Origin of the sequence: Streptomyces sp. NPDC003036 (genome assembly GCF_040611175.1) — a bacterium.
In the GTDB taxonomy this organism is placed as follows: Bacteria; Actinomycetota; Actinomycetes; order Streptomycetales; family Streptomycetaceae; genus Streptomyces.
Genome location: NZ_JBEXNO010000004.1, coordinates 90,067 through 110,304, shown reverse-complemented (window position 1 = coordinate 110,304; position 20,238 = coordinate 90,067). Strand labels below are relative to the sequence as shown.

Annotated in this window: 21 protein-coding genes; 8 read left to right on the top strand and 13 right to left on the bottom strand. The window is 70.3% G+C overall.

The genetic code is table 11. The annotated features are described in order from the left end of the window. Together ABZX67_RS04555 and panB are read right to left on the bottom strand one after the other, a co-directional pair. Window positions 1–363 (bottom strand): cupin domain-containing protein, encoded by a 363-nt coding sequence (locus tag ABZX67_RS04555; protein WP_355354407.1) that lies wholly within the window; start codon window positions 361–363, stop codon window positions 1–3. Between the two features lie 106 nt (window positions 364–469). Further along, a complete protein-coding gene (panB, locus tag ABZX67_RS04550; protein ID WP_355354404.1) occupies window positions 470–1,339 on the bottom strand; it encodes a 3-methyl-2-oxobutanoate hydroxymethyltransferase in 870 nt (289 codons plus the stop codon). Between the two features lie 169 nt (window positions 1,340–1,508). Between panB and ABZX67_RS04545 the strand changes: the two genes are divergently transcribed. Together ABZX67_RS04545 and ABZX67_RS04540 are read left to right on the top strand one after the other, a co-directional pair. Next, window positions 1,509–3,140 carry an MFS transporter gene (locus ABZX67_RS04545; protein WP_355354401.1) on the top strand — a complete coding sequence of 544 codons (1,632 nt, stop codon included), beginning with the start codon at window positions 1,509–1,511 and terminating at the stop codon, window positions 3,138–3,140. Window positions 3,141–3,325: 185 nt separating this feature from the next. Further along, a complete protein-coding gene (locus ABZX67_RS04540; protein WP_355354398.1) occupies window positions 3,326–4,351 on the top strand; it encodes an endonuclease/exonuclease/phosphatase family protein in 1,026 nt (341 codons plus the stop codon). Window positions 4,352–4,369: 18 nt separating this feature from the next. On the opposite strand, the gene ABZX67_RS04535 is transcribed toward ABZX67_RS04540, so the two are convergent. The 6 genes from ABZX67_RS04535 to ABZX67_RS04510 all read right to left on the bottom strand — a co-directional run bounded on the left by ABZX67_RS04535 (window position 4,370) and on the right by ABZX67_RS04510 (window position 9,699). Then, window positions 4,370–6,127, bottom strand: a complete 1,758-nt coding sequence (locus ABZX67_RS04535) for an NAD+ synthase (protein ID WP_355354395.1) — start codon at window positions 6,125–6,127, stop codon at window positions 4,370–4,372. 114 nt (window positions 6,128–6,241) lie between these two features. Then, window positions 6,242–6,658, bottom strand: coding sequence for a CBS domain-containing protein (locus ABZX67_RS04530; RefSeq protein ID WP_355354392.1), 417 nt, complete (start codon window positions 6,656–6,658; stop codon window positions 6,242–6,244). Window positions 6,659–6,793: 135 nt separating this feature from the next. Then, window positions 6,794–7,480, bottom strand: a complete 687-nt coding sequence (locus ABZX67_RS04525) for a DUF305 domain-containing protein (protein WP_355354714.1) — start codon at window positions 7,478–7,480, stop codon at window positions 6,794–6,796. A gap of 2 nt (window positions 7,481–7,482) precedes the next feature. Further along, a complete protein-coding gene (locus ABZX67_RS04520) occupies window positions 7,483–8,139 on the bottom strand; it encodes a DUF3105 domain-containing protein (protein WP_355354389.1) in 657 nt (218 codons plus the stop codon). Between the two features lie 61 nt (window positions 8,140–8,200). Next, on the bottom strand, window positions 8,201–8,566 hold the full coding sequence (locus ABZX67_RS04515; protein WP_355354386.1) for a hypothetical protein: 366 nt from the start codon (window positions 8,564–8,566) through the stop codon (window positions 8,201–8,203). 26 nt (window positions 8,567–8,592) lie between these two features. Continuing rightward, a complete protein-coding gene (locus ABZX67_RS04510; protein ID WP_355354383.1) occupies window positions 8,593–9,699 on the bottom strand; it encodes a PP2C family protein-serine/threonine phosphatase in 1,107 nt (368 codons plus the stop codon). Between the two features lie 121 nt (window positions 9,700–9,820). Between ABZX67_RS04510 and glnA the strand changes: the two genes are divergently transcribed. Continuing rightward, on the top strand, window positions 9,821–11,182 hold the full coding sequence (glnA, locus tag ABZX67_RS04505; protein WP_355354380.1) for a type I glutamate--ammonia ligase: 1,362 nt from the start codon (window positions 9,821–9,823) through the stop codon (window positions 11,180–11,182). A gap of 225 nt (window positions 11,183–11,407) precedes the next feature. On the opposite strand, the gene ABZX67_RS04500 is transcribed toward glnA, so the two are convergent. Beyond that, window positions 11,408–11,797, bottom strand: coding sequence for a hypothetical protein (locus ABZX67_RS04500; RefSeq protein ID WP_355354377.1), 390 nt, complete (start codon window positions 11,795–11,797; stop codon window positions 11,408–11,410). 69 nt (window positions 11,798–11,866) lie between these two features. Between ABZX67_RS04500 and ABZX67_RS04495 the strand changes: the two genes are divergently transcribed. Continuing rightward, entirely contained in the window at window positions 11,867–12,406 is a 540-nt protein-coding gene (locus ABZX67_RS04495) for a hypothetical protein (protein ID WP_355354374.1), read from the top strand. Here ABZX67_RS04495 and ABZX67_RS04490 read toward each other — a convergent pair. Further along, window positions 12,392–12,781 carry a hypothetical protein gene (locus ABZX67_RS04490; RefSeq protein WP_355354371.1) on the bottom strand — a complete coding sequence of 130 codons (390 nt, stop codon included), beginning with the start codon at window positions 12,779–12,781 and terminating at the stop codon, window positions 12,392–12,394. The two genes, ABZX67_RS04495 and ABZX67_RS04490, sit on opposite strands and share 15 nt — an antisense overlap. 254 nt (window positions 12,782–13,035) lie before the next feature. Here ABZX67_RS04490 and ABZX67_RS04485 point away from each other — a divergent pair, with 254 nt between their 5' ends. Further along, complete coding sequence (locus ABZX67_RS04485; protein WP_355354368.1) at window positions 13,036–14,382, top strand: hypothetical protein; 1,347 nt, start codon at window positions 13,036–13,038, stop codon at window positions 14,380–14,382. Here the strand turns inward: ABZX67_RS04485 and ABZX67_RS04480 are convergent. Then, window positions 14,360–14,893, bottom strand: coding sequence for an NUDIX hydrolase (locus ABZX67_RS04480; RefSeq protein ID WP_355354365.1), 534 nt, complete (start codon window positions 14,891–14,893; stop codon window positions 14,360–14,362). The genes ABZX67_RS04485 and ABZX67_RS04480 overlap by 23 nt on opposite strands. Before the next feature lie 557 nt (window positions 14,894–15,450). Between ABZX67_RS04480 and ABZX67_RS04475 the strand changes: the two genes are divergently transcribed. The 3 genes from ABZX67_RS04475 (at window position 15,451) to ABZX67_RS04465 (ending at window position 17,678) form a co-directional block, all read left to right on the top strand. Next, window positions 15,451–16,557, top strand: a complete 1,107-nt coding sequence (locus tag ABZX67_RS04475; protein ID WP_355354362.1) for a hypothetical protein — start codon at window positions 15,451–15,453, stop codon at window positions 16,555–16,557. 206 nt (window positions 16,558–16,763) lie between these two features. Beyond that, on the top strand, window positions 16,764–16,886 hold the full coding sequence (locus ABZX67_RS04470; RefSeq protein ID WP_355354359.1) for a glutamine synthetase: 123 nt from the start codon (window positions 16,764–16,766) through the stop codon (window positions 16,884–16,886). A 267-nt stretch (window positions 16,887–17,153) separates the two neighbouring features. Further along, window positions 17,154–17,678 carry a DinB family protein gene (locus ABZX67_RS04465; protein WP_355354356.1) on the top strand — a complete coding sequence of 175 codons (525 nt, stop codon included), beginning with the start codon at window positions 17,154–17,156 and terminating at the stop codon, window positions 17,676–17,678. Window positions 17,679–17,688: 10 nt separating this feature from the next. On the opposite strand, the gene ABZX67_RS04460 is transcribed toward ABZX67_RS04465, so the two are convergent. Next, on the bottom strand, window positions 17,689–18,120 hold the full coding sequence (locus ABZX67_RS04460) for a VOC family protein (RefSeq protein WP_355354353.1): 432 nt from the start codon (window positions 18,118–18,120) through the stop codon (window positions 17,689–17,691). A gap of 48 nt (window positions 18,121–18,168) precedes the next feature. Continuing rightward, window positions 18,169–20,184, bottom strand: a complete 2,016-nt coding sequence (locus ABZX67_RS04455; protein WP_355354350.1) for a PIG-L family deacetylase — start codon at window positions 20,182–20,184, stop codon at window positions 18,169–18,171. Window positions 20,185–20,238 lie beyond the last annotated feature (54 nt).

Sequence of the window (20,238 nt, the reverse complement as noted above, 5' to 3'; positions counted from 1 at the left end):
TCAGCGCTTGGCGTAGTCGCCGAAGCCGACCCAGTCGAGCATGACGCACGGCTCGTCGCCGAGCACCCAGGCGTCGTGGCCCGGCTCGATGGACGCGAAGTCGCCGGGGCCGACCTCGCCTTCCGTGCCGTCGTCCATGACGACCTTCATGCGGCCGCTGACGACGTAGCCGGCGTGGGCGGCCATGCAGCTGTCCGTGCCGGCGATGGGCTTGACGTGCTTGGACCACTGCCAGCCCGGTTCGAAGACCGCGCGCCCGACGGGGCCGCGGTCCGTGGTGATGAGGTCGAGCTTTCCCTTGCCCTCTTCGAAGGGGCGGGTCTCGTCGGCCGCGTCGAAGTTCTTCCGGACGATTCCGGCCATGGTGACCACCTCCTCCTTCGAGGCTATGCCCAATGCCGACAGCCCGCCGATGGGGGAAGTCGGCGGGCTGTCGTCCGTACCGGGAGTGGCTTGGTGGCCTGGTGGCTCAGTGGAAGGTGTGCTCCTCCGCCGGGAACGCCCCGCCGGCCACGTCCTCGGCGAAGGCCTTCGCCGCGTCGCCGAGCGTCTGCCGCAGGCTCGCGTACTGCTTGGTGAAGCGCGGCACCTTGCCGCCGGTCAGCCCGGCCATGTCGGTCCAGACCAGGACCTGCGCGTCCGTGTCCGGGCCGGCGCCGATGCCGATGGTCGGGATGTGCAGCGACCGGGTGACCTCGGCGGCCAGCTCCGCCGGGACCAGCTCCAGGACCACGGCGAAGGCGCCCGCGTCCTGCGCGGCCTTCGCGTCGTTCAGCAGCCGGTGGGCGGCCTCGTCGCCGCGGCCCTGCACCCGGTAGCCCATGGTGTTGACGGACTGCGGGGTCAGGCCGAGGTGCGACATGACGGGGATGCCGGCCTGGACCAGCATCTCGGTCTGCGGCAGCGAGCGCTCGCCGCCCTCCAGCTTGATCGCGCCGACGCCCGCCTCCTTGACCAGGCGCGTCGCGGAGCGCAGGGCCTGGACGGGGCCTTCCTGGTACGAGCCGAAGGGCAGGTCGCCGACGACCAGGGCGCGCTTGGTGCCCCGTACGACGGCGGCGGAGAGCAGGGCCATCTCGTCCATCGTGACGGGCACGGTGGTGTCGTAGCCGAGGTGGCAGTTGCCCATGGAGTCGCCGACGAGGATGACCGGGATGCCGGCCTCGTCGAAGACGGACGCGGTCATCGCGTCGTACGCGGTCAGCATGGGCCACTTCTCGCCGCGCTCCTTGGCGGCGGCGATGTCGTGGACGGTGATGCGGCGGGTGCCCTTGCCGCCGTACAGCGCCTTGCCGGTGTCGGCGGGCCGCTGCTGTTCCCGGGCAGCCTGAAGCGTCATGGAAAACGGCTCCTTCGTCATCTCGAGGCGCCCTGACGGCGTCCCCGGACCAGGTCCATGGTGGCACTTCGTGCCGCGTGGGGGGAAGTGGGGCCCCGGCCACTCCGACTGGCGTAAGGGCCCACGGCAGGGACGGGTGGGGCGGCAAATCCACCATTACGGTCGGAACATGCCCGTACCGGAACCCGTAGCCCCCGCAGACGCCCACGCCGCCGTACCGGAAGCGGTCCACCGCCGCCGCTGGCTCATCCTCGGCGTCCTGATGTTCAGCCTGCTCATCGTCGTGCTGGACAACTCCATCCTCAACGTCGCGGTCAGGACCATCGCCGCCCCCGCGCCCGTAGGCCTCGGCGCCGCCCAGAGCGAGCTGGAGTGGGCGATCAACGCGTACACGCTCGTCTTCGCCGGCCTGCTCTTCACCTCCGGGCTGCTCGGCGACCGGCTCGGCCGCAAGAAGGTCCTGCTCGTCGGCCTGGTCGTCTTCGGCACGGGCTCCGCGCTCGCCGCGCTGTCCGACGCGCCCGGCGAGCTGATCGCCTATCGGGCGCTCATGGGGGTGGGCGGCGCGCTGGTGATGCCCGCCACCCTCGCCATCCTGATGAACGTCTTCGAGCGCGACGAGCAGCCGAAGGCCATCGGCATCTGGGCCGGCAGCGTGGGCCTCGGCATCGCCATCGGGCCGGTCACCGGCGGGCTGCTCCTGGAGCACTTCTGGTGGGGCTCGATCTTCCTGGTCAACGTCCCCGTCGTGCTCGTCGCGCTGGTCGCCATGGTCCTGCTGGTGCCGGACTCCAAGGACCCGCGCCCCGGCCGGCTCGACCCGCCGGGCGTGGCCCTCTCCATCGTCGGCCTCGTCCTGCTGGTGTACGGCATCATCCGGGGCGGCGAGCTCGCCGACTTCACCCACCCCACCTCCCTGCTGCCGCTGCTCGGCGGGCTCGCGGTGCTGGCCGGTTTCGTCCTGCACGAGAAGCGCACCGACCACCCGGCCATCGACATGGCGCACTTCCGCAAGCCCGCGTTCTCCGGCGCTGTCGCCGCCATCTCGCTGGTGTTCTTCGCGCTGATGGGCGTGACCTTCGTCGCGGCGTTCTACCTCCAGAGCCTGCGCGGCTACAGCGCCCTCCAGGCCGGGCTGCTCCTGCTGCCGCTGGCCGTGGCGCAGCTGCTCTTCGCGCCCCGGGCGCGGCTGGCGGTGGCGCGGTTCGGGGCCCGGGCCGTGTGCACGGCGGGCATGCTCGTGATCGCCGGGTGCCTCGCCTCCTTCGCCTTCTACGACGCGTCCACGCCCGTGTGGGTCCTGGAGGTGGTGCTCTTCGCGCAGGGCGCCGGGATGGCACACGTCATGCCGCCGGTGACGGTCACCGTGATGCAGTCGCTGCCACGGGCGCGGGCCGGCGCCGGCTCGGCGATCAGCAACACCTTCCGGCAGGTCGGCGGGGCGCTGGGGGTCGCGGTCCTCGGCTCGGTGCTGTCGACCGCGTACCGCGACGGCGTCGAGGGCCGCCTGGGCGCGGTTCCGCCGGGCACGGCCCGGGACGCGGCGGGGGAGTCCATCGAGGGCACCCTCGCGGCCGCCGACCGCCTCGGCGCCGCGGGGCGGGACCTGGCCCCGGCCGCGTACGACGCCTTCCTCGCCGCCATGCACCTCACCGCCCTGGTGTCGACGGGCGCCGCACTGGTGGGCGCGGCGGTGGTGGCCACCGTGCTGCCGGCCCGCAAGCCTCCGCACGGCCACGGCGGCGGCCCAGCGCCGCAGGCGCCCCACGGGGACGCGCGGGAGGAGCCGGTACGCCGTTGACACGGTGACCGCACAGCGGTCGCAAATATGCGTGTTCTGTCACAGCTGCCGCCCCGACCGCAACCTTCGGAACCCTGCTGCGCCGCAATCTCGTCCTCGAGGCAGTACGGCCGTCACCCGATCCCCTAGGGTCGGGGGTCCGGGGGACGGTGAGCACGACAAGCAAGGCAGTGAGGACGACGGAAATGGCGCAGGTGGACGCGGTGGAGACGGGGAGCGGCGGCGGCGCGGAGCGCGAACGCACCGGATCCCGGGTCCGATCGGTGGCCGGCCGCTTGCGCCGCGATCCGGGGATCTGGCGCCGGGGCGTCCTGCTCGCCCTCTGCGCGGTGCTCCTGGCGCTGCTGATGGTCTTCCACGCCGAGATCCCGAACCGCGTCGGCAACATCGGCAGCCTCATGGAGACGTTCCTGCCGTGGCTCGGCGTCTTCCTGCCGGTCCTCCTCGTCGCCGGGCTGCTGCGCCGCTCGGCGACCGCGCTGGTCGCCCTGGTGCTGCCCGTCGCCGTCTGGCTCAACTTTTTCGGCGGCCTCGCCACCGACAAGTCCGGCCCCGGCGGCGACCTCATGGTCGTCTCGCACAACGTCAACGCCGACAACCCCGACCCCGAGGGCACCGCCCGCAGCGTCGCCGACTCCGGCGCCGACGTCGTGGCCCTGGAGGAGCTGAAGCCGGCCATGGTCCCGGTGTACGAGGCGGCGCTCGCCGACCGGTACCCGTACCACTCCGTCCAGGGCACGGTCGGCCTGTGGAGCACGTACCCGCTGAAGGACAGCGCCCCGGTCGACATCCGGCTGGGCTGGACGCGCGCCATGCGCGCCACCGTCTCCACGCCCAAGGGCGACTTCGCGGTGTACGTCGCCCACCTGCCGTCGGTCCGGGTCAAGCTCAACGCCGGCTTCACCGCCAACCAGCGCGACAACAGCGCCGACGCCCTCGGCGAGGCCATCGCCCGCGAGCGGCTCGACGACGTGATCCTCCTCGGCGACCTCAACGGCACGATGAACGACCGCTCGCTCAACGCGGTCACCTCGCAGCTGCGCTCCACGCAGGGCGCGGCGGGCGACGGCATGGGCTTCAGCTGGCCGGCCGCGTTCCCGATGGCGCGGATCGACCAGATCCTGGTGCGGGGCGTCGAGCCGGTCGCCTCCTGGACGCTCCCGGCGACGGACAGCGACCACCTGCCCATCGCGGCCCGCGTGACGCTCTGAAAACGTCTTCTGCGTCTTCTACGCCGTCGTCTCGCGCCAGCGGTTGGTGATCGGCAGGCGCCGGTCCTTGCCGAAGCCCTTGGCCGAGATCTTGGTGCCCGGCGGGTACTGGCGCCGCTTGTACTCGGCGACGTCCACCAGCCGCAGCGTCCTCGTCACCAGCTCCTCGTCGAAACCGGCCGCGACGATGGCGTCCTTGCCCCGGTCGCGGTCGACGTACAGCTCCAGGATCCGGTCCAGGACGTCGTAGTCGGGCAGCGAGTCCGTGTCGACCTGGCCGGGGCGCAGCTCGGCGCTCGGCGGCTTGGTGATGGACGCCTCCGGGATCGGCGGGGTCTGCCCGCGCTCCTCGGCCGCCCGGTTGCGCCACCGCGCCAGCCGGAAGACCGCCGTCTTGTACACGTCCTTGATCGGCCCGTACGCGCCGACCGAGTCGCCGTACAGCGTCGAGTAGCCGACCGCCAGCTCGGACTTGTTGCCGGGGGCCAGGACGATGTGGCCCTCCTGGTTGGAGAGCGCCATCAGCAGCGTGCCGCGCAGCCGCGACTGGAGATTCTCCTCCGCCAGGCCCGTGAGCCCCAGGGACCCCATGTACGCGTCGAACATCGGCTCGATCGGTACGGTGCGGAAGTTCAGCCCGGTGCGGCGGGCCAGCTCGGCCGCGTCGTCCCGCGAGTGCTGGGAGCTGTACTTGGACGGCATCGACACGCCGTACACGTTCCCCGCGCCCAGCGCGTCGCAGGCGATCGCCGCGACGAGCGCGGAGTCGATGCCGCCGGACAGGCCGACCAGCACGGAGCGGAAGCCGTTCTTCGCGGCGTACGCCCGCAGGCCCACGACCAGCGCGGTGTACACCTCCTCGTCGTCGTCGAGGCGCTCCGCGTACCCGCCCGTCAGCTCCGGCTCGTACGCCGGCAGCGGCTCCTCCGACAGCACCACCCGGTCGATGCGCAGCCCGTCGTCGACCACGCCCTCCGGCGCGTCCGCGGCAGCGGCCGGCAGGTCCAGGTCCAGGATCACGCTGCCCTCGGCGAACTGCGGCGCCCGCGCGACGACCTCGCCGTCCCGGTCCACGACGATCGAGTCGCCGTCGAAGACCAGCTCGTCCTGGCCGCCGATCATCGCCAGGTACGCCAGCGTGCAGCCGGCCTCCTGGGCCCGCTTGCGCACCAGCTCCAGGCGGACGTCGTCCTTGTTCTGCTCGTACGGCGAGGCGTTGATCGAGACCAGCAGCCCCGCCCGCGCGCTGCGGGCGGCCGGGACGCGCCCGCCGTCCTGCCACAGGTCCTCGCAGATCGCCAGCGCGACGTCCACGCCGTGGACGCGGACGACCGGCATGGTGTCACCCGGCACGAAGTACCGGAACTCGTCGAACACGCCGTAGTTGGGCAGGTGGTGCTTGGCGAACGACAGCACGACCTCACCGCCGTACAGCACGGCCGCGGCGTTCTGCGGCGCCCCGGCCGGCTGACCGTACCGGGGCTGGGCCTTCTCGGCCCGGTCCAGGTACCCGACGACGACCGGCAGCTCCCCGAACCCCTCGTCGGCCAGCCGCCGGGCGAGCTCCCGCAGCGCGCCGCGGGAGGCCTCCACGAACGACGACCGCAGGGCGAGGTCCTCGACGGGGTAGCCCGTCAGCACCATCTCGGGGAACGCGACGAGGTGCGCCCCCTGCTCGGCGGCGTGCCGGGTCCAGTGGACGACGGCCTCGGCGTTGGCTGTGAGATCGCCGACCGTCGAGTCGATCTGATTCAGGGCGAGGCGTAGTTGAGGCACCCGGCCAGTGTAATCGTCAAAGCGACGCAATGTCCGGAGAGGCACGGACGAAGGGCACGGACGAAGGGCACGGCCTGCCGGCCGTGCCCTTCGTGTGCGATGTCGATGTGGGTGCTACGGCGCGTAGACCCGCTCGGCGAACTCGGCCACCTGCTGGTCCGACAGGTGCCGGGCGAGGTCGGCCTCGCTGATCATGCCGACCAGGCGCTTGTTCTCGATGACCGGAAGCCGGCGGATCTGGTGGTCCTTCATCATCTTCAGGACCTCGCTGACGTCCGCGTTGGCGTCGATCCAGCGCGGCGTGCCCTTCGCCATGTCACCCGCCGTCACCCGTGCCGGGTCGTGGCCCTCGGCCACACAGCCGACGACGATGTCGCGGTCGGTGAGGATGCCGCAGAGGCGCTCGTTCTCATCCGCGATGGGCAGCGCGCCGACGTTCTCGTCGCGCATCATCTGCGCGGCGCGGTCGAGGGTCTCGGTGTGGGGGAGCCACCGTGCGCCGGGGTGCATGATGTCCTTGGCGGTGGTCATGGGGTGCGTACCTCCGTAATGCAGGGTCATAAGGCCGTACGTCCCCGAGCGCTTCCCATTCTCGTCCCGCCCGCGTGCCCCCGCGACCGCTGTGGGCCGTCACGGGGGCAGCACGGGTGGCACCGCCGGCGGAGGTCAGCCCCGCGGCTTCGCCCCGCGCGTGGCCAGCATGTCCGTCATCAGCCGGACCTCCGACTCCTGCGCGTCGACCATGCCCTGGGCGAGCCGCCGCTCGACCGGGGTCGTGCACTTCTCGACGCAGCCGCGCGCCATGTGCACGCCGCCCTTGTGGTGGTCGATCATCAGCTGGAGGTACAGGACCTCCGCGTCCTTGCCGCTCGCCGCCCGCAGCCGGTCGAGCTCGGCCCTGGTCGCCATGCCGGGCATGAGCGCCTGCGAGCCCTGGGCCGAGCCATCGGCCGAGCCGTGGGACGAGCCATGGGACGAGCCGTGGGACGAGCCATGGGATGGCATGCCCATCCAGGCCATCGGCTCCTGGTCCATGGCCACCTTCGGCAGCCCCCACAGGTCGAGCCAGCCCATCATCATGCCGCGCTGGTTGGCCTGGGTGTTGGCGATGTCGTACGCCAGCCGGCGCACCTCCTCGTCCGCCGTGCGGTCCCGCACGATGAACGACATCTCCACCGCCTGCTGGTGGTGGTCCGACATGTCGCGCGCGAACCCGGCGTCCGCCGAGTCCGCCGCGGGCGTACGCGCCTCCCCCTCGCCGCCCCGGCCGCCGGCCGTGGCGACCGTCGCCACCCCGGCGAAGAGCAGCGCGAGCACGACCGCCACGGCGGCGGCCACGTGCGTGCGGGTCAGCTTCACTGCGACGCGCCTATTCCGCCGGTGCACGCCGCGCCCGGCTCGGGGGTCTGCGGGCCCTTCACGTACTTGGTGAGGAACTGGTCCACCCGCGGGTCGTCGGCCCCGTCCACGGTGACCTGCTTGCCCCAGGCGCTCAGCATGATCGCCCCGGCCTGGTCCTTGACCGGGCTCATCAGCGTGTAGGGGGTCTTGCCGACCTTCTCCTCCAGCTTCTTCACGTCGGCGGCCGGGGCCTTGTCGTTGTACGTCACCCACACCGCGCCGTGCTCCAGCGAGTGGACGGCGTTCTCGTTGCGGACCGGCTCCTTGTAGACGTCGCCGTCGCAGTTCTGCCACACCGGGTGGTGGTCGCCGCCGACCGGCGGCTTCATCGGGTACGCGACCGGCGTGGTGGGGTGGTTGCGCCCGAGCTTCTTCGCGTCCCAGGACTTCTCGTCCTTGATGGGCGCCTTGGCCGCGGCCTCCTCCTGCCGCTGCTGCTCCTTCTCCTCGTTCAGCACGTACACGCCGAAGCCGACGAGGCCCGCGACCACCACCGTGCTCAGGGTGATGGTGATGATCCGGTTGCGGCGCTCGCGCGCCTTCTCGGCACGGCGCATCTCCTCTATTCGGGCACGGCGGTCGGCGCTGGAGGTGTTGCGGTTGGCAGCCATGATGTCGATGTCCTTCGTAGGTAGGGGGGTGGTGTTCCACATGCGGGGCGCTGGACACCCCCTAGGTCCGCAGCACCTGAAGGACATGGAGATCGGGGGCCCGCGCCCGCACCCCGGACCGGTCCGGCCGGTCGACGGCGTACGCCTCGGTGAGCGCCGCGAGACCGTCGGTCTGCCGCGGCGGATCGAGCGGCGGGGCGGTGAGGACGGCGGGGGAGAGGTGCGGGAACAGCGCGCAGTCGCCGTGGTCGTACGGACAGGTGTACTCGGTGGCGACGGCGGCGAGCGTGATCCGACGGGGCTCGTCCTGCCGGGCCTCGGGGCGGTCGCCCCCGCCCAGACAGACGAAGAGCGCGGCGAGCAGCGTCACCACGGCGCTCCCGAGCACCATGGGACGCGCGACGCGTATGAGCCCCAGGCCCCCCATGGGCGCTGATGGTAACGGCCGGGGGCCTACGGGGCCACGGCCGCCGCCCCGCTTCCGTCCGGCGCGCTCAGCGCCAGCAGCGCCACGTCGTCGGCGATCACGCCCGCGTACGCGGACAGGTCCCGCCACACCTCGCGCACCAGCTCCACCGGGGGGCCCGCGTGGCGCGGGACGCGCGAGGCGAGCGGGTAGAACGCGCCTGCGGAGTCCCGCGCCTCCGTCACGCCGTCGGTGTGCGCGAGGAGGATGTCCACCGGGCGCAGCGCCACGGTCGTCACGGGCGGCGGCCGGTACTCCGCGAGCCCCAGGCCCAGCGGCGACCCCGGTTCCACGGCCACCTCCCGCGCCCCCTCGCCGTTCACCAGCAGCGGCGCCGGGTGCCCGCAGCTGAGCACCCGCACGGTCGCCTCACCGCCCGCCCGCGGCGGCGCGAACTCCATCAGGACGGCGGTGGCGAACACCTCCGCCTCCGCGCCCTGGCGCCCCGCCGCGTCGACCACAAGCCGCCGGTCCAGCCGGGCCGCGACCCCGCCCAGCTCGGGCTCGTCGAGCACCGCCTCCCGGAAGGTGCCGAGCAGTGCCGCCACCGTCGCGACGGCCGCGAGCCCGTGCCCCTGGACGTCGGCGACGACGGCCCGTACGCCGTACGGACCGTCCTGCACGTCGTACAGGTCGCCGCCGACGAGCGTGCCGCGCTCGGCGGCCCGGTACAGCGCCCCGCACCGCACCGGCCCCACCCGCTCCGGCAGCGGCGGCAGCACCGCGAGCTGCGCGGCCTGCGCGACCGTCCGCACGGAGACCAGCTGGGCGTCCCGGCGCGCCCGCAGCCACGCCAGGAGCACGCTGACCGCGCCGATGAGCGAGAACGCCAGCAGGTCCCCCTGGGTGACGTCGTCGGCCCGGATGTCCGGCATGAGCAGCAGCCCGAAGAGCGTGCCGGAGACCAGGGCCGTGCCGAGCATCCCGTACACCAGGGACGTCAGCGGCGGCACGACGGCGAAGGCGAAGCCGAGCTGGACGGTGGCGGGCGTGGTCAGCTGGACGACCACCAGGAGGAGCAGCGCCAGCCACGGCAGCAGGCGCAGCCAGTCCGGCACGCGGGTGCCGGGCAGCTCCTGTGCGCCACGGTCCATAAGGCCCAGTCTGCGAGGCTGCCGTTACGTACGCCACAGCCCGGCATGCAGTATGGGTTCGCAACGTGCACGAAACCGTGTGGTGGCATGCTGGCCTGATCAGCGAGGATGGGTGTTGGAAATGGACAAGCAGCAGGAATTTGTGCTCCGCACGCTCGAGGAGCGCGACATCCGGTTCGTGCGCCTGTGGTTCACGGACGTGCTGGGCTTCCTGAAGTCGGTCGCCGTCGCACCCGCCGAGCTCGAACAGGCTTTCGATGAGGGGATCGGCTTCGACGGCTCGGCCATCGAGGGCTTCGCCCGGGTGTACGAATCCGACATGATCGCCAAGCCCGACCCGGGCACGTTCCAGATCCTCCCCTGGCGCGCCGAGGCCCCGGGCACCGCCCGCATGTTCTGCGACATCCTCATGCCCGACGGCTCGCCCTCCTTCGCCGACCCCCGCTACGTCCTCAAGCGCATCCTGGCCAAGACGTCCGACCTCGGGTTCACCTTCTACACCCACCCCGAGATCGAGTTCTTCCTGCTGAAGGACAAGCCGCTGGACGGCACCAAGCCGGTTCCCGCCGACAACTCCGGCTACTTCGACCACACCCCGCAGAACGTCGGCATGGACTTCCGCCGCCAGGCGATCACCATGCTCGAGTCGATGGGCATCTCCGTCGAGTTCAGCCACCACGAGGGCGCCCCCGGTCAGCAGGAGATCGACCTGCGGTACGCGGACGCGCTGTCGACGGCCGACAACATCATGACGTTCCGCCTGGTCATGAAGCAGGTCGCGCTGGAGCAGGGCGTCCAGGCCACCTTCATGCCGAAGCCGTTCTCCGAATACCCCGGCTCCGGGATGCACACCCACCTCTCCCTCTTCGAGGGCGACCGCAACGCGTTCTACGAGTCCGGCGCCGAGTACCAGCTGTCCAAGGTGGGACGTTCCTTCATCGCGGGCCTGCTGCGCCACGCGGCGGAGATCTCGGCCGTCACCAACCAGTGGGTCAACTCCTACAAGCGCATCTGGGGCGGCTCCGCCCGCACCGCCGGCTCCGGCGGCGAGGCCCCCTCCTACATCTGCTGGGGCCACAACAACCGCTCCGCCCTGATCCGCGTCCCCATGTACAAGCCCGGCAAGACCGGCTCCTCCCGCGTCGAGGTCCGCTCCGTCGACTCCGGCGCCAACCCCTACCTGGCGTACGCGGTCCTCCTCGCGGCCGGCCTCAAGGGCATCGAGGAGAACTACGAACTCGGCCCCGGCGCCGACGACGACGTCTGGGCCCTCTCCGACGCCGAACGCCGCGCGATGGGCATCGAACCGCTCCCGCAGAACCTCGGCGAGGCGATCTCCCTGATGGAGCGCAGCGAGCTGGTGGCCGAGACCCTCGGCGAGCACGTCTTCGACTTCTTCCTCCGCAACAAGAAGCAGGAGTGGGAGGAGTACCGCTCCGAGGTCACGGCCTTCGAGCTGCGGAAGAACCTGCCGGTTCTGTAACCGCAGGTCAGGCGCAGTGCCCAGCAGCAACGGCAACCCGGGTCAGCGGCACTCAGCCGCTGACCCGGAGCCGTCTCAACGGCCCACCTTCGCCGACCGGGTCCGGCCAGATGATCAATTCCAAGGGATGCCTGCGGAGGGTGTGGGGTGGGCGGCGGCCGAAGCCACCGCGAGACGGTCAGGCGGCGGGCTGCCGGCCCTGGTTGTCGAGGTGGCAGTGGGCGGTCAGGCGTCAGGGTCGACTTCGGGGTGCGTGAAACGCAAGGGCTTGCCCAGCGACCGGGCGTAGGCGATTTCGGCTCGGGTGCTGTCTCCGATGTAGTCGCCGACTACGAGTACCTCATCAGCGAGGCGGATCTTCGCCCGGTGCAGATCGTCGAGTCGAACTTTCAGCGCCTCCGCCTCGACAGGATCGGACCAAAGTTCGTGCGGCGACTTCATGTCACAACCCGGTTTGACGACAATCTTTCCGGCTTTGGTCTCCCGCAGATCGGCCTCGTTCATCTCGGTCATGAAGCGGGTGGAGCCGCAGATCACGACGATACGCGGGAGGCTCAACAGCTTCTTCGCGTCGGCGAGCTTCTCCTCGGGGGTGAGCAGGTGCGGGTATGACACTGGTTCCTCCTGGTGGTGTGGCCCAAGGGGTGCTGCGGAGACGAGAACGAGGGTGTCCAAGATCGTTGTGTGGCGAACGACGTGGACACCCTCGCGACAGCACTCTATGCGGCGACCGACGACATGCTGACGGAGCATCCCGACCTGGCGCCGTGGCGCCCGCTAGTCGGCATTACGCCCCGCCTGAGCGATGCCGAACTGGTCACCCTCGCCACGATGCAGGCCATCGAATCGATCAACGAGGCCTTAAGGGACAGCTTGACCTCGACCGGCACCGAGGGCGCGCACACCCGAGGTGTCATCGCCCGCCTCATGCATCGCATCGTCGCGCTGACCGCCGCGATCTGGCACGACGTCCCCACCAGGCAAACGGTCCTACGTTCATTGTTCGCCTACGATCAACGACCCCTTGGAATAGATCATCTAGAGCTACGGATCAGAAGGTTGCAGGTTCGAATCCTGCCGAGTGCACAACAAGCCGGGGGCCCCGGGCGGGAGTCCGGGGCCTCTGATGTTGCCGGGGCGCGCCCCGGCGGGATCACCCGCTGGTCGGTGGGGCCCTGCGGACGACTTGGCGGCTGCATGGACTCGCGGTCAGCCGCTGCATGAGCCCTCCTCCACAGGGTGCGCTTCTTGCCAGGTGTGCTGTTCGGCGTGCCCGGCGAACAGGCAGCAGCCCTCCCGCTCGGGGCCCGGTCCGACCACCGGGCAGTCCGGCAGTACGACCAGTTCCACGTCGGCCTCGTCCCAGCGGAGCCAGAGCGCGGTGCCGTACTCAAAGTCGTCGAGAAGGCCGTAGTGCTCACCGGTTTCATGCGTGGACAGCTGGCACTGCACGGCGCGGTCTAGGCATTCTGCGGTCGACCTCGCCTGCGCTTCCCGCACGAGGTCCAGCGGCAACCGACGCCATTGCGCGCACCGCATCACGACATCGTCCGGAGAGAGTCGATGGCGCTCTGCGGCGCGCATCTGCGGCACGTACACGGCGGAAAGCCGCGGCCGTCCGGGATCATCGGTTTCTTCCCCACGCGCACCTCCACCAAGGGGCCCCATGTGCGGCCGGAGTCGCGTGACACCCGCAGTGTCATCCGTACGTCGTCCTGTCCGTTCACCATGGCCAAGAGCATCGCGATCCGCAGGAACCGCCAGAAAGGCCAGGCGGATTACCCAACCTGGGTACCATTACCCCTGGTTGGTCATGAGTAGCGATCGGTAGTCATCTCGCCGGAGCGTGCCCGATGCCCGAGCCATACCGCTCGAAGGAACTCCCGGTCAGCCTGCTCACGGATCCGGCGATGATTGAGGCATGCCAGGCCAGGGACTTCGGCCGTATCTTCCAGCTGGTCAAGGCCCGAGCGGGCATCTACCCATCGACGATCGCGCGGCGTTGCGATCTCACCCCCAGCCGTGTCGGCGAGGTGATGGCCGGGCGGCGGCAGTTGCTGCACATGGACGTGATCGAGCGGATTTCGGACGGGCTGCGCATCCCCGGGCACATGCTGGGCCTCGCCCGACGCTCATGGGAGACCCCGCAGAACCTGACCGCCGTCCCACGTGAATCCCCCGAGGAGCCGACGCCCACCGACGCCCAGGTGGCGTCGGGCTTGCCGGGGGCGGACGTGGACAGCATCCTCGCCCTGGCGGCCGAGCGGGACCTCAGCCCCTCGACGCTGGACGCCCTGCACTCGTCGATCGCGGACTACTGGCGGCGGGACGACGAGCACGGCGGCGAGACCCTACGGCCAGCCGTGGTGGGCCAGCTCCGGTACGTCGTAGGCCTCCTCAGGGAGCAGCGCCCCACGCCCATGCGGAACGGCCTGCACAGCATCGCGGCCGAGCTGGCCCGGCTCACCGGGTGGACCTACTTCGACGCCCGCCAGTACAACCAGGCCCGCGCCTACTTCACCGAAGCCCTCGGCCTGGCCAAGGCCGTGGAAGACCGCCAGCTCATGGCCAACGTCCTCGCCTGCATGAGCCTCCAGGCCACGTACCAGGACAAGCCCGGAGACGCCCTCGCACTCGTCACGGCCGCGCAGGACCAGGCCCGAGGCGCTGAGGGAACGACACCCCGCGTGCAGGCCATGCTCGCGATGCGTGAAGCCTTCGCCCACGCCGTCCTCGGGAACCGCGGCGCCACGCACCGCGCGATCTCCGAAGCCCACAGCCACTTCGGGCGGATCAGCGCCGACGATCCGGACCCGGCCTGGGTGGCCTACTTCGACGAGCCGAAGCTGATCGTGGACACCGGCATCGCACACGGCCGCCTGGGCGAAGCCGCCCTCGCCGAACCGCTCATCGCGGACGCCCTTCGCCGTGAACCCCGATCGAATCACCGAGGCCGTGCCTTCCACGCCCTCTGGCTGGCTCGCACCCAGCTCCATCGCGGCAAGCTCGACGAGGCGTGCCACACGGCGATGGATGCCCTGGCGCCGGCGGCGGCCGTCAGCTCACGACGGGTCGCCGGTCACCTCCGGGAGTTCTACGAGCAGTTGGAACCCTTTCGCCGGGAGACGGCCGCGGTGGCTTTCGAGGCCCGGCTCCGGGAGGCACTGCCCAGGCAGGTCAGCGGGTCGCCTCGTCCATGAGCACGTAGAGCAACCCGACGAGGGAGCCGCTACTGACGATCTCGCGGCGGTCGATCATCCCGCGAACATCGGCCAGCGGGATCCACTCAACCCGGTCCGACTCGTTCTTCTCGGTCGGCGGCCCCTCGTACGTCGCCCCGTCGGCGCGGAAGACGTGGTGCTGGGAGTCGGTGATGCCGTTGGCGGGCTCGGCGTAGATCAGCGGCTTGATGGGGCCGGGGCGCCAGCCGGTCTCCTCCAGGACCTCACGGGCCGCCGCCTCGGCCGGCGTTTCGCCCTCCTCGACGAGGCCCATGGGCAGCTCCCATGCCCAGGCGTCGGTGATGAAGCGGTGCCGCCACATCATCAGGACCTCGCGGCGGTCGTTGACGACGGCAGCCACGGCGAGGTGTCGGAGGCGGACGACGTGGTGCTCCCAGCGGTTGCCGTCCGGCGTCTCGATGTCGGTGAGCCACAGGTTCACCCACTTGTTCTCGTAGATCGGACGTTCCCCGTGGATCTTCCACTGCATCGCGGCGGCCCCTCTCCATCGGCCTTCAGCATCCCAGAACTGGGATGGAAGCCATCAGGGTTCGCCACGCCCGTGACGCACGGACGACTGTTGGTGCCGCTCTGCGCCTCGGCGCGTATGACGCTACTGCGGCCGTGCTTGTGACACTGGGCGCTTGCCGTGCTTCCACTTGCCCGAGCGTCGGTCCAAGGCGCCGCCACGGAAGCAACCAGAGACTCGGCAGCACGCCCCGGCCTGCGGTAAGACTTCCTCTACCTCATCAAGGCACCCGCCGCGCACAGCGCGGCGCTCGCGGCCCGTCGCCCGGGCCTGCGCTCCTGCCTACGCCCCGCTCCAACTCGGGCAGGCCCAAAGCCTGCCCGAGTTGCCAACCAGCACACGGCCCCTGATCATTATCGGCCCCGAACCGGGCAAGGCCACCGACCAAACCCGCTCCACCGACCTCAAGCACCAAGCACACCCCGGCCAGCAGCTCAGTTTAGGAAAACCCCTGCTGAGCCTATGGGTTCTACGGCAGGATGAGTTCACCGATGACGCGGATCCAGAAAAGAGGAGCAGTGGAGCAGAACGACACGCCAGAGTACGCCCAGCTGAAAGCTGGTGTCACAGGTTCAGACCTCCTCGAAGCTGTGAGGCGCTCGGGATATCCACTGCAAGCAGCGGTTGCGACTAAACTCCAACAAGCGCTCTCCGAAAATGAAATGAGGGGAGAGATGCAAGAAGAGTGGGCGTATCTTGATCGTGAGTCCGGGCAGGTTCGGGCCCTTGACGTCTTCGCGGACATCCCACTAAGTCACAGCACGGATAAGAGCGACCGGGCGCACTGCCGGTTGAATGTATTGATTGAATGCAAACAGGGCGAGCTGCCCTATGTGTTTTTCCTGCGAAAAGATGCTCCTCAAAATTCAGTCAGCTTCCCGGAGATCATTGGTACCGCGAGCCCGGATATGCAAATTTTCGCCACTGTCGAGCATGAAGAGATGCCACCAGACTTCTCTTACCTACTCAGTGTTCATGACGCGCTAGCCTGTCACGAGTTCGAGATTTTCGACAACCCTCCATTTCATGCCATATCCCTGACTAAGGCCGCCCGTCGGGGTTCAAAACTAGAGCTTACGGGTGAAGACGCTTACAGGTCGATCACGCTTCCACTATTGAAGTCCGCTGACCACCTCACTTCGATTGCCCCCACAGGGGATCGCGATCCGATTCGCTTCCTGACGCCCCTGGATGTAATCGATGCACCGATGATCGGAACGCTCCAGCATGAAGGAAAGAATATTTTTCTGGCAATACCATGGGTTCGAATGAGCTACCTTGAGCCATTTAATGAGCGGCAATCGTGGAATCGGACTTCCAGTAGAGTTAGGTACTTCGACGTGGTCCATTCAAGCCGTCTATCGAAGTACCTAGAAATCCTACTGGGAGGGGTGAAGGCGTGCGCAGATAGGGTCATTGAAAATCACTCGGTACTCAAATCCGGCGTAGCGGTGATGGGGCCAGAGGAGCGATACGTGAGAATGCGGGAGCTCGAAGAGGATAGGCGTAAATACATCCCAGAAGGTCCGATGGGGCGCGTTTCAAAGTTGTACGGAGGTCGACAGCTAGGTTTGCAAAAAGGTGTCGAAATTGATGAGGATTCAATCGCGGTTCTCGATTGGTAATTCGACCGGCCCGGCCTCATCTGTAGCAGCGAAGTACAAGAACTACCGCGCCTCCGCTCTCGGGAGAACGGGCTGGGGCCTCACCAGCTTCAGGCCCTCGTGAGAGAGCCGGGCTGCCCGGGCAGTCTGTGGGCCGTCCGCGGAGTACCGCGGGCGGCCAATAACGACCACTGGCTACCGTCCGAGCGCGGTCAGGGGTGAGCCGGTTGGGCCGGTCGCAGGTTGCTCTGGCGGCTCGTCACTTCCTCCGCAACAAGAAGCAGGAGTGGGAGGAGTACCGCTCCGAGGTCACCGCCTTCGAGCTGCGCAAGAACCTGCCGGTGCTGTAAGCACCGGGTTCTCCCTGGCCGGAGGCGGCGGTTAGAGTCGCCGTCATGGGGGCTCAGGTGCGAGTGAAGCCGTGTAAGTGGTGCAAGCGACCGGTCGTGTACCGGTCGTGGTGGCGTTCACGCCGGTACTGCAACCGGTGGCATCAGACACGGAAGTGGATCTCGCGCATCATCGACGTGACCGGAGAAGCGGCGGGCGCCTGACGCCCGCGTGCAAGCGGAAATCCAGGTGCGCGCACCCGCCCGGTGTGGCTAGCGTGCGCGCCCATGACCTCTTCTCCCGTACGGCCCGTACGGCCCCCCTTCGACGCCGACGAGCGCACCCAGCTCGTCGGGTGGCTCGACACGCAGCGCGCCATCGTCCGGTGGAAGTGCGAGGGCCTGGCGGAGGCGGACGCGCACCGGGCCGTGTTGCCGCATTCGCCGCTCATGACCGTGGCCGGTGTCGTGTCGCATCTGCGGTGGGTGGAGCACGCCTGGTTCAAGGTGCTGTTCCTGGGCGAACCGGCCGACGGGAACCCGCAGTTCGACGAGAGCGAAGAGGACCTCGACATGAAGGTCGAGGGCGTGCCGCTCGCGCGGCTGTTGGAGGAGTACGAGCGGCAGTGCGAGGTCTCCAACGAGATCGTCGCGGCGCACGCCCTCGCGGAGACGGGGCGCCACCCGGACTTCCGGTCCGGGCGGGCGAGCCTGCGGTGGATGCTCATCCACATGGTGGAGGAGACCGCGCGGCACGCCGGGCACCTGGACGCGATGCGGGAGCTGCTGGACGGGCAGAAGGGCTACTACTGAGCCGGTCGGGCTAGCGCTCCGAGAGCTCCGACGGGGCCTGCTGGACCGTCCAGCCGTTGCCGTCCGGGTCCTTGAAGAACATGAAGGAGTTCCAGGTCTCGCCCTTGCCCTCCGCCCACCCCTCCGGGCCCAGGTGCTGGACCGGGCTCACCTCCACCCCGCGTGACACCAGCTCCGCGCGGGCCGCGTCGATGTCCGTGACGCACAGCTGAAGGCCCTGGAGGGACCCCGGAGCCATGGCCTTCTCGCCGGAAGCGAGGGGCATGCCGCTCTGGAGCGTGAGGGAGCAGCGGGAGCCGGGCGGGGTCAGCTGGATGATGCGGATACCCGGGGCGACCTCCGTGTCGAGGTCCACCTTGAAGCCGCACTTCGTGCCGTAGAAGTCCTTGGCCCGGTCCAGGTCGGTGACCGGGACGAGGACGACTTCGAGGGTCCAGTTCATGCACCGGGACCGTACTGGCCGCCGCAGGCCCGGGCAAGGACCCGGCGCTCACCGCTCCCAGGGCGTCCAGCGCAGCCGGCCGTCCAGGCCCAGGGCCGCGAAGCCGTACGGGGACGCCGCCGGCGCGCCCGCGAAGAGGCCCGCGCCGGACGGGGGTTCGGTCGCCGCCCCCGTCGCCACCACGCCGCCGCGCCCGCGCAGGGCCAGCCGGTCACCGGACGCCGCCACCGCGCCGTAGCCTCCACGGCCCCCGGACCCGCCGCCGAGCACCGTCACGCCGCCGCCCGCGAACCGGGCCGAGCGCACCGCGCCCGAGTCCGGCTCGCGGAACCAGAGGCGTACGCCGTCGGCACCGTCCGGCGTGGCGCTCAACGCCACCGTGGTCGGCGGCAGGCCGGTCGCCGCCGGACCGGTCACGGGAGCGCCGGGGGCCGCCTGCGTCCAGGCCAGGACCGTCGTGGCCGTACCCGCGAAGACATGGCCGCGGCCCGTCGCGTCGCTCACCGCCACCGGGTTGCCGTGCACGCCCTTCCCGCCCGCCGAACGCCACGGCGTCCACCGCCCGTCCGGCCGCTGCGACGTCACGCTCAGGCCGTGGCCCGCGTCGCGCACGTACACCGACGCCCGGCCCGCCGCGTCCACCAGCACCGCCGGGACGCTGATGTCCGACGTGCCCGCGGCGTCGTCCGGGTCCGGCGTACCCAGCGAGCGCCACGGCCCGAACGCGCCGCCCGGCGCCGTCTGCACGGCGGTCACCACGTCGCGGCGGTACGCCTCCGGGCGCTCGCCGCCCAGGTCCGTACGCGTACCGAACACCGCGATCCGGCCGTCCGGGAGCCGGACGGACGTCACGCCGCCGTCCAGCCCCGCGCCCTCGTGGAGGACCGGGCCCGTCCACTCGGTGCCGGCCGTCCGGTGCCAGACCGCGAGGCGGCCATCGAGGACCCCGAACGCGTACAGCTCACCGGGCCGGGGCCCCTGCTGCACCCAGCTCGTCGACTCGGAGCGCGTGTAGCGGATGGACTGCGCCCAGCCGTGCCCGGCCGGCCGCGCGGCCACCTTGCGGTCGCCGCAGCCGGCCGGGTCCTCGCAGTAGTCGGTGTGGTCCGTCCACGCGTACGTCCGCAGCGAGCGCAGCTTCGCCTCGGTCGTCTCCGGGTCGAGCGAGTGCGGCAGGCCACCCGTCGCGTACCCGAGGTAGTTCTGTACGACGAAGGGCGGGTGCCCGGGCGAGTCCGCGTACCGGGCCAGCGCCGCCTGCGCGAAACGGGCGCCGTACATGTGGTCCTGGTGGTCCGAGAGCTTGCCGGTGCGGTCGTTGTGGCCGGGCGTCGGGTCCATCATCCGGACGAAGGTGGGGCGGAAGCGCTCCAGGACGGCGGTGAGGGTCTCGATCGTCTCGGCCTTGGTGTACGAGAAGTCCTCCCGCACCGGGGAACCGGCCGCCAGCTGCGACTCCAGCTCCTCGATCCGGCCGTCCCACAGGCCGTGCAGGCTGTGCGGGCGGTCGCCGGTGATGCTGCCCGCCTCGCGCAGCTGGAGCCAGACGAGGCTGACGTGCGGCTTGGCGCGCAGCGTGTCCAGCTCCGCGAGGCCGCCGCCGGCCGTGCGTATGGAGGTGCGGTCCCACGGGCTCGTGCGGTTGCCGGTCGCCATCTCGGCGTACGCGGCGCGGATGCCGTTCTGGCGCGCCTCGGCGTACGCGGCCTTGTCCGCGGGCGGGCGCGGGTCCTGGTGGCGGGCGTTGCGGCCGTCGGACTCGCCGGCCGTGAGGTAGACGGACGTCAGGCTCCGGCCGGTGGCGAGGGAGTGGGAGGTGTCCGGGTTCATGAAGAACAGGTCGTCGTCCGGGTGGGCCATGATCTGCACGACCGCCTCGCCCGCCGTCCGCACCGGCTTCACCGCGTGCGCCTCCGGCACGCCCCGGCTCGGCCAGTCGGACGCGCCCGAGGAACCGGCGGTGAGCGCGAGCGTCCCGCCGGTGAGGGCGGCGAGCACGGCGACGGGCGCGGCGAGGAACAGACGGCGGCGGGCGGGACGGTGGGCGGCGGGGCGGCGGGGCATGGGCGAGGGCTTCCGTACGCGGAGGAATGGGCGAACCGGCGGAGAAGAGAGGGT

Coding starts and splice junctions, on each gene's coding strand:
- ABZX67_RS04555 (WP_355354407.1), bottom strand. CDS start 363: ATGGCCGGAATCGTCCGGAAGAACTTCGACGCGGCCGACGAGACCCGC.
- panB (WP_355354404.1), bottom strand. CDS start 1,339: ATGACGCTTCAGGCTGCCCGGGAACAGCAGCGGCCCGCCGACACCGGC.
- ABZX67_RS04545 (WP_355354401.1), top strand. CDS start 1,509: ATGCCCGTACCGGAACCCGTAGCCCCCGCAGACGCCCACGCCGCCGTA.
- ABZX67_RS04540 (WP_355354398.1), top strand. CDS start 3,326: ATGGCGCAGGTGGACGCGGTGGAGACGGGGAGCGGCGGCGGCGCGGAG.
- ABZX67_RS04530 (WP_355354392.1), bottom strand. CDS start 6,658: ATGACCACCGCCAAGGACATCATGCACCCCGGCGCACGGTGGCTCCCC.
- ABZX67_RS04520 (WP_355354389.1), bottom strand. CDS start 8,139: ATGGCTGCCAACCGCAACACCTCCAGCGCCGACCGCCGTGCCCGAATA.
- ABZX67_RS04515 (WP_355354386.1), bottom strand. CDS start 8,566: ATGGGGGGCCTGGGGCTCATACGCGTCGCGCGTCCCATGGTGCTCGGG.
- ABZX67_RS04510 (WP_355354383.1), bottom strand. CDS start 9,699: ATGGACCGTGGCGCACAGGAGCTGCCCGGCACCCGCGTGCCGGACTGG.
- glnA (WP_355354380.1), top strand. CDS start 9,821: ATGGACAAGCAGCAGGAATTTGTGCTCCGCACGCTCGAGGAGCGCGAC.
- ABZX67_RS04485 (WP_355354368.1), top strand. CDS start 13,036: ATGCCCGAGCCATACCGCTCGAAGGAACTCCCGGTCAGCCTGCTCACG.
- ABZX67_RS04480 (WP_355354365.1), bottom strand. CDS start 14,893: ATGCAGTGGAAGATCCACGGGGAACGTCCGATCTACGAGAACAAGTGG.
- ABZX67_RS04465 (WP_355354356.1), top strand. CDS start 17,154: ATGACCTCTTCTCCCGTACGGCCCGTACGGCCCCCCTTCGACGCCGAC.
- ABZX67_RS04460 (WP_355354353.1), bottom strand. CDS start 18,120: ATGAACTGGACCCTCGAAGTCGTCCTCGTCCCGGTCACCGACCTGGAC.
- ABZX67_RS04455 (WP_355354350.1), bottom strand. CDS start 20,184: ATGCCCCGCCGCCCCGCCGCCCACCGTCCCGCCCGCCGCCGTCTGTTC.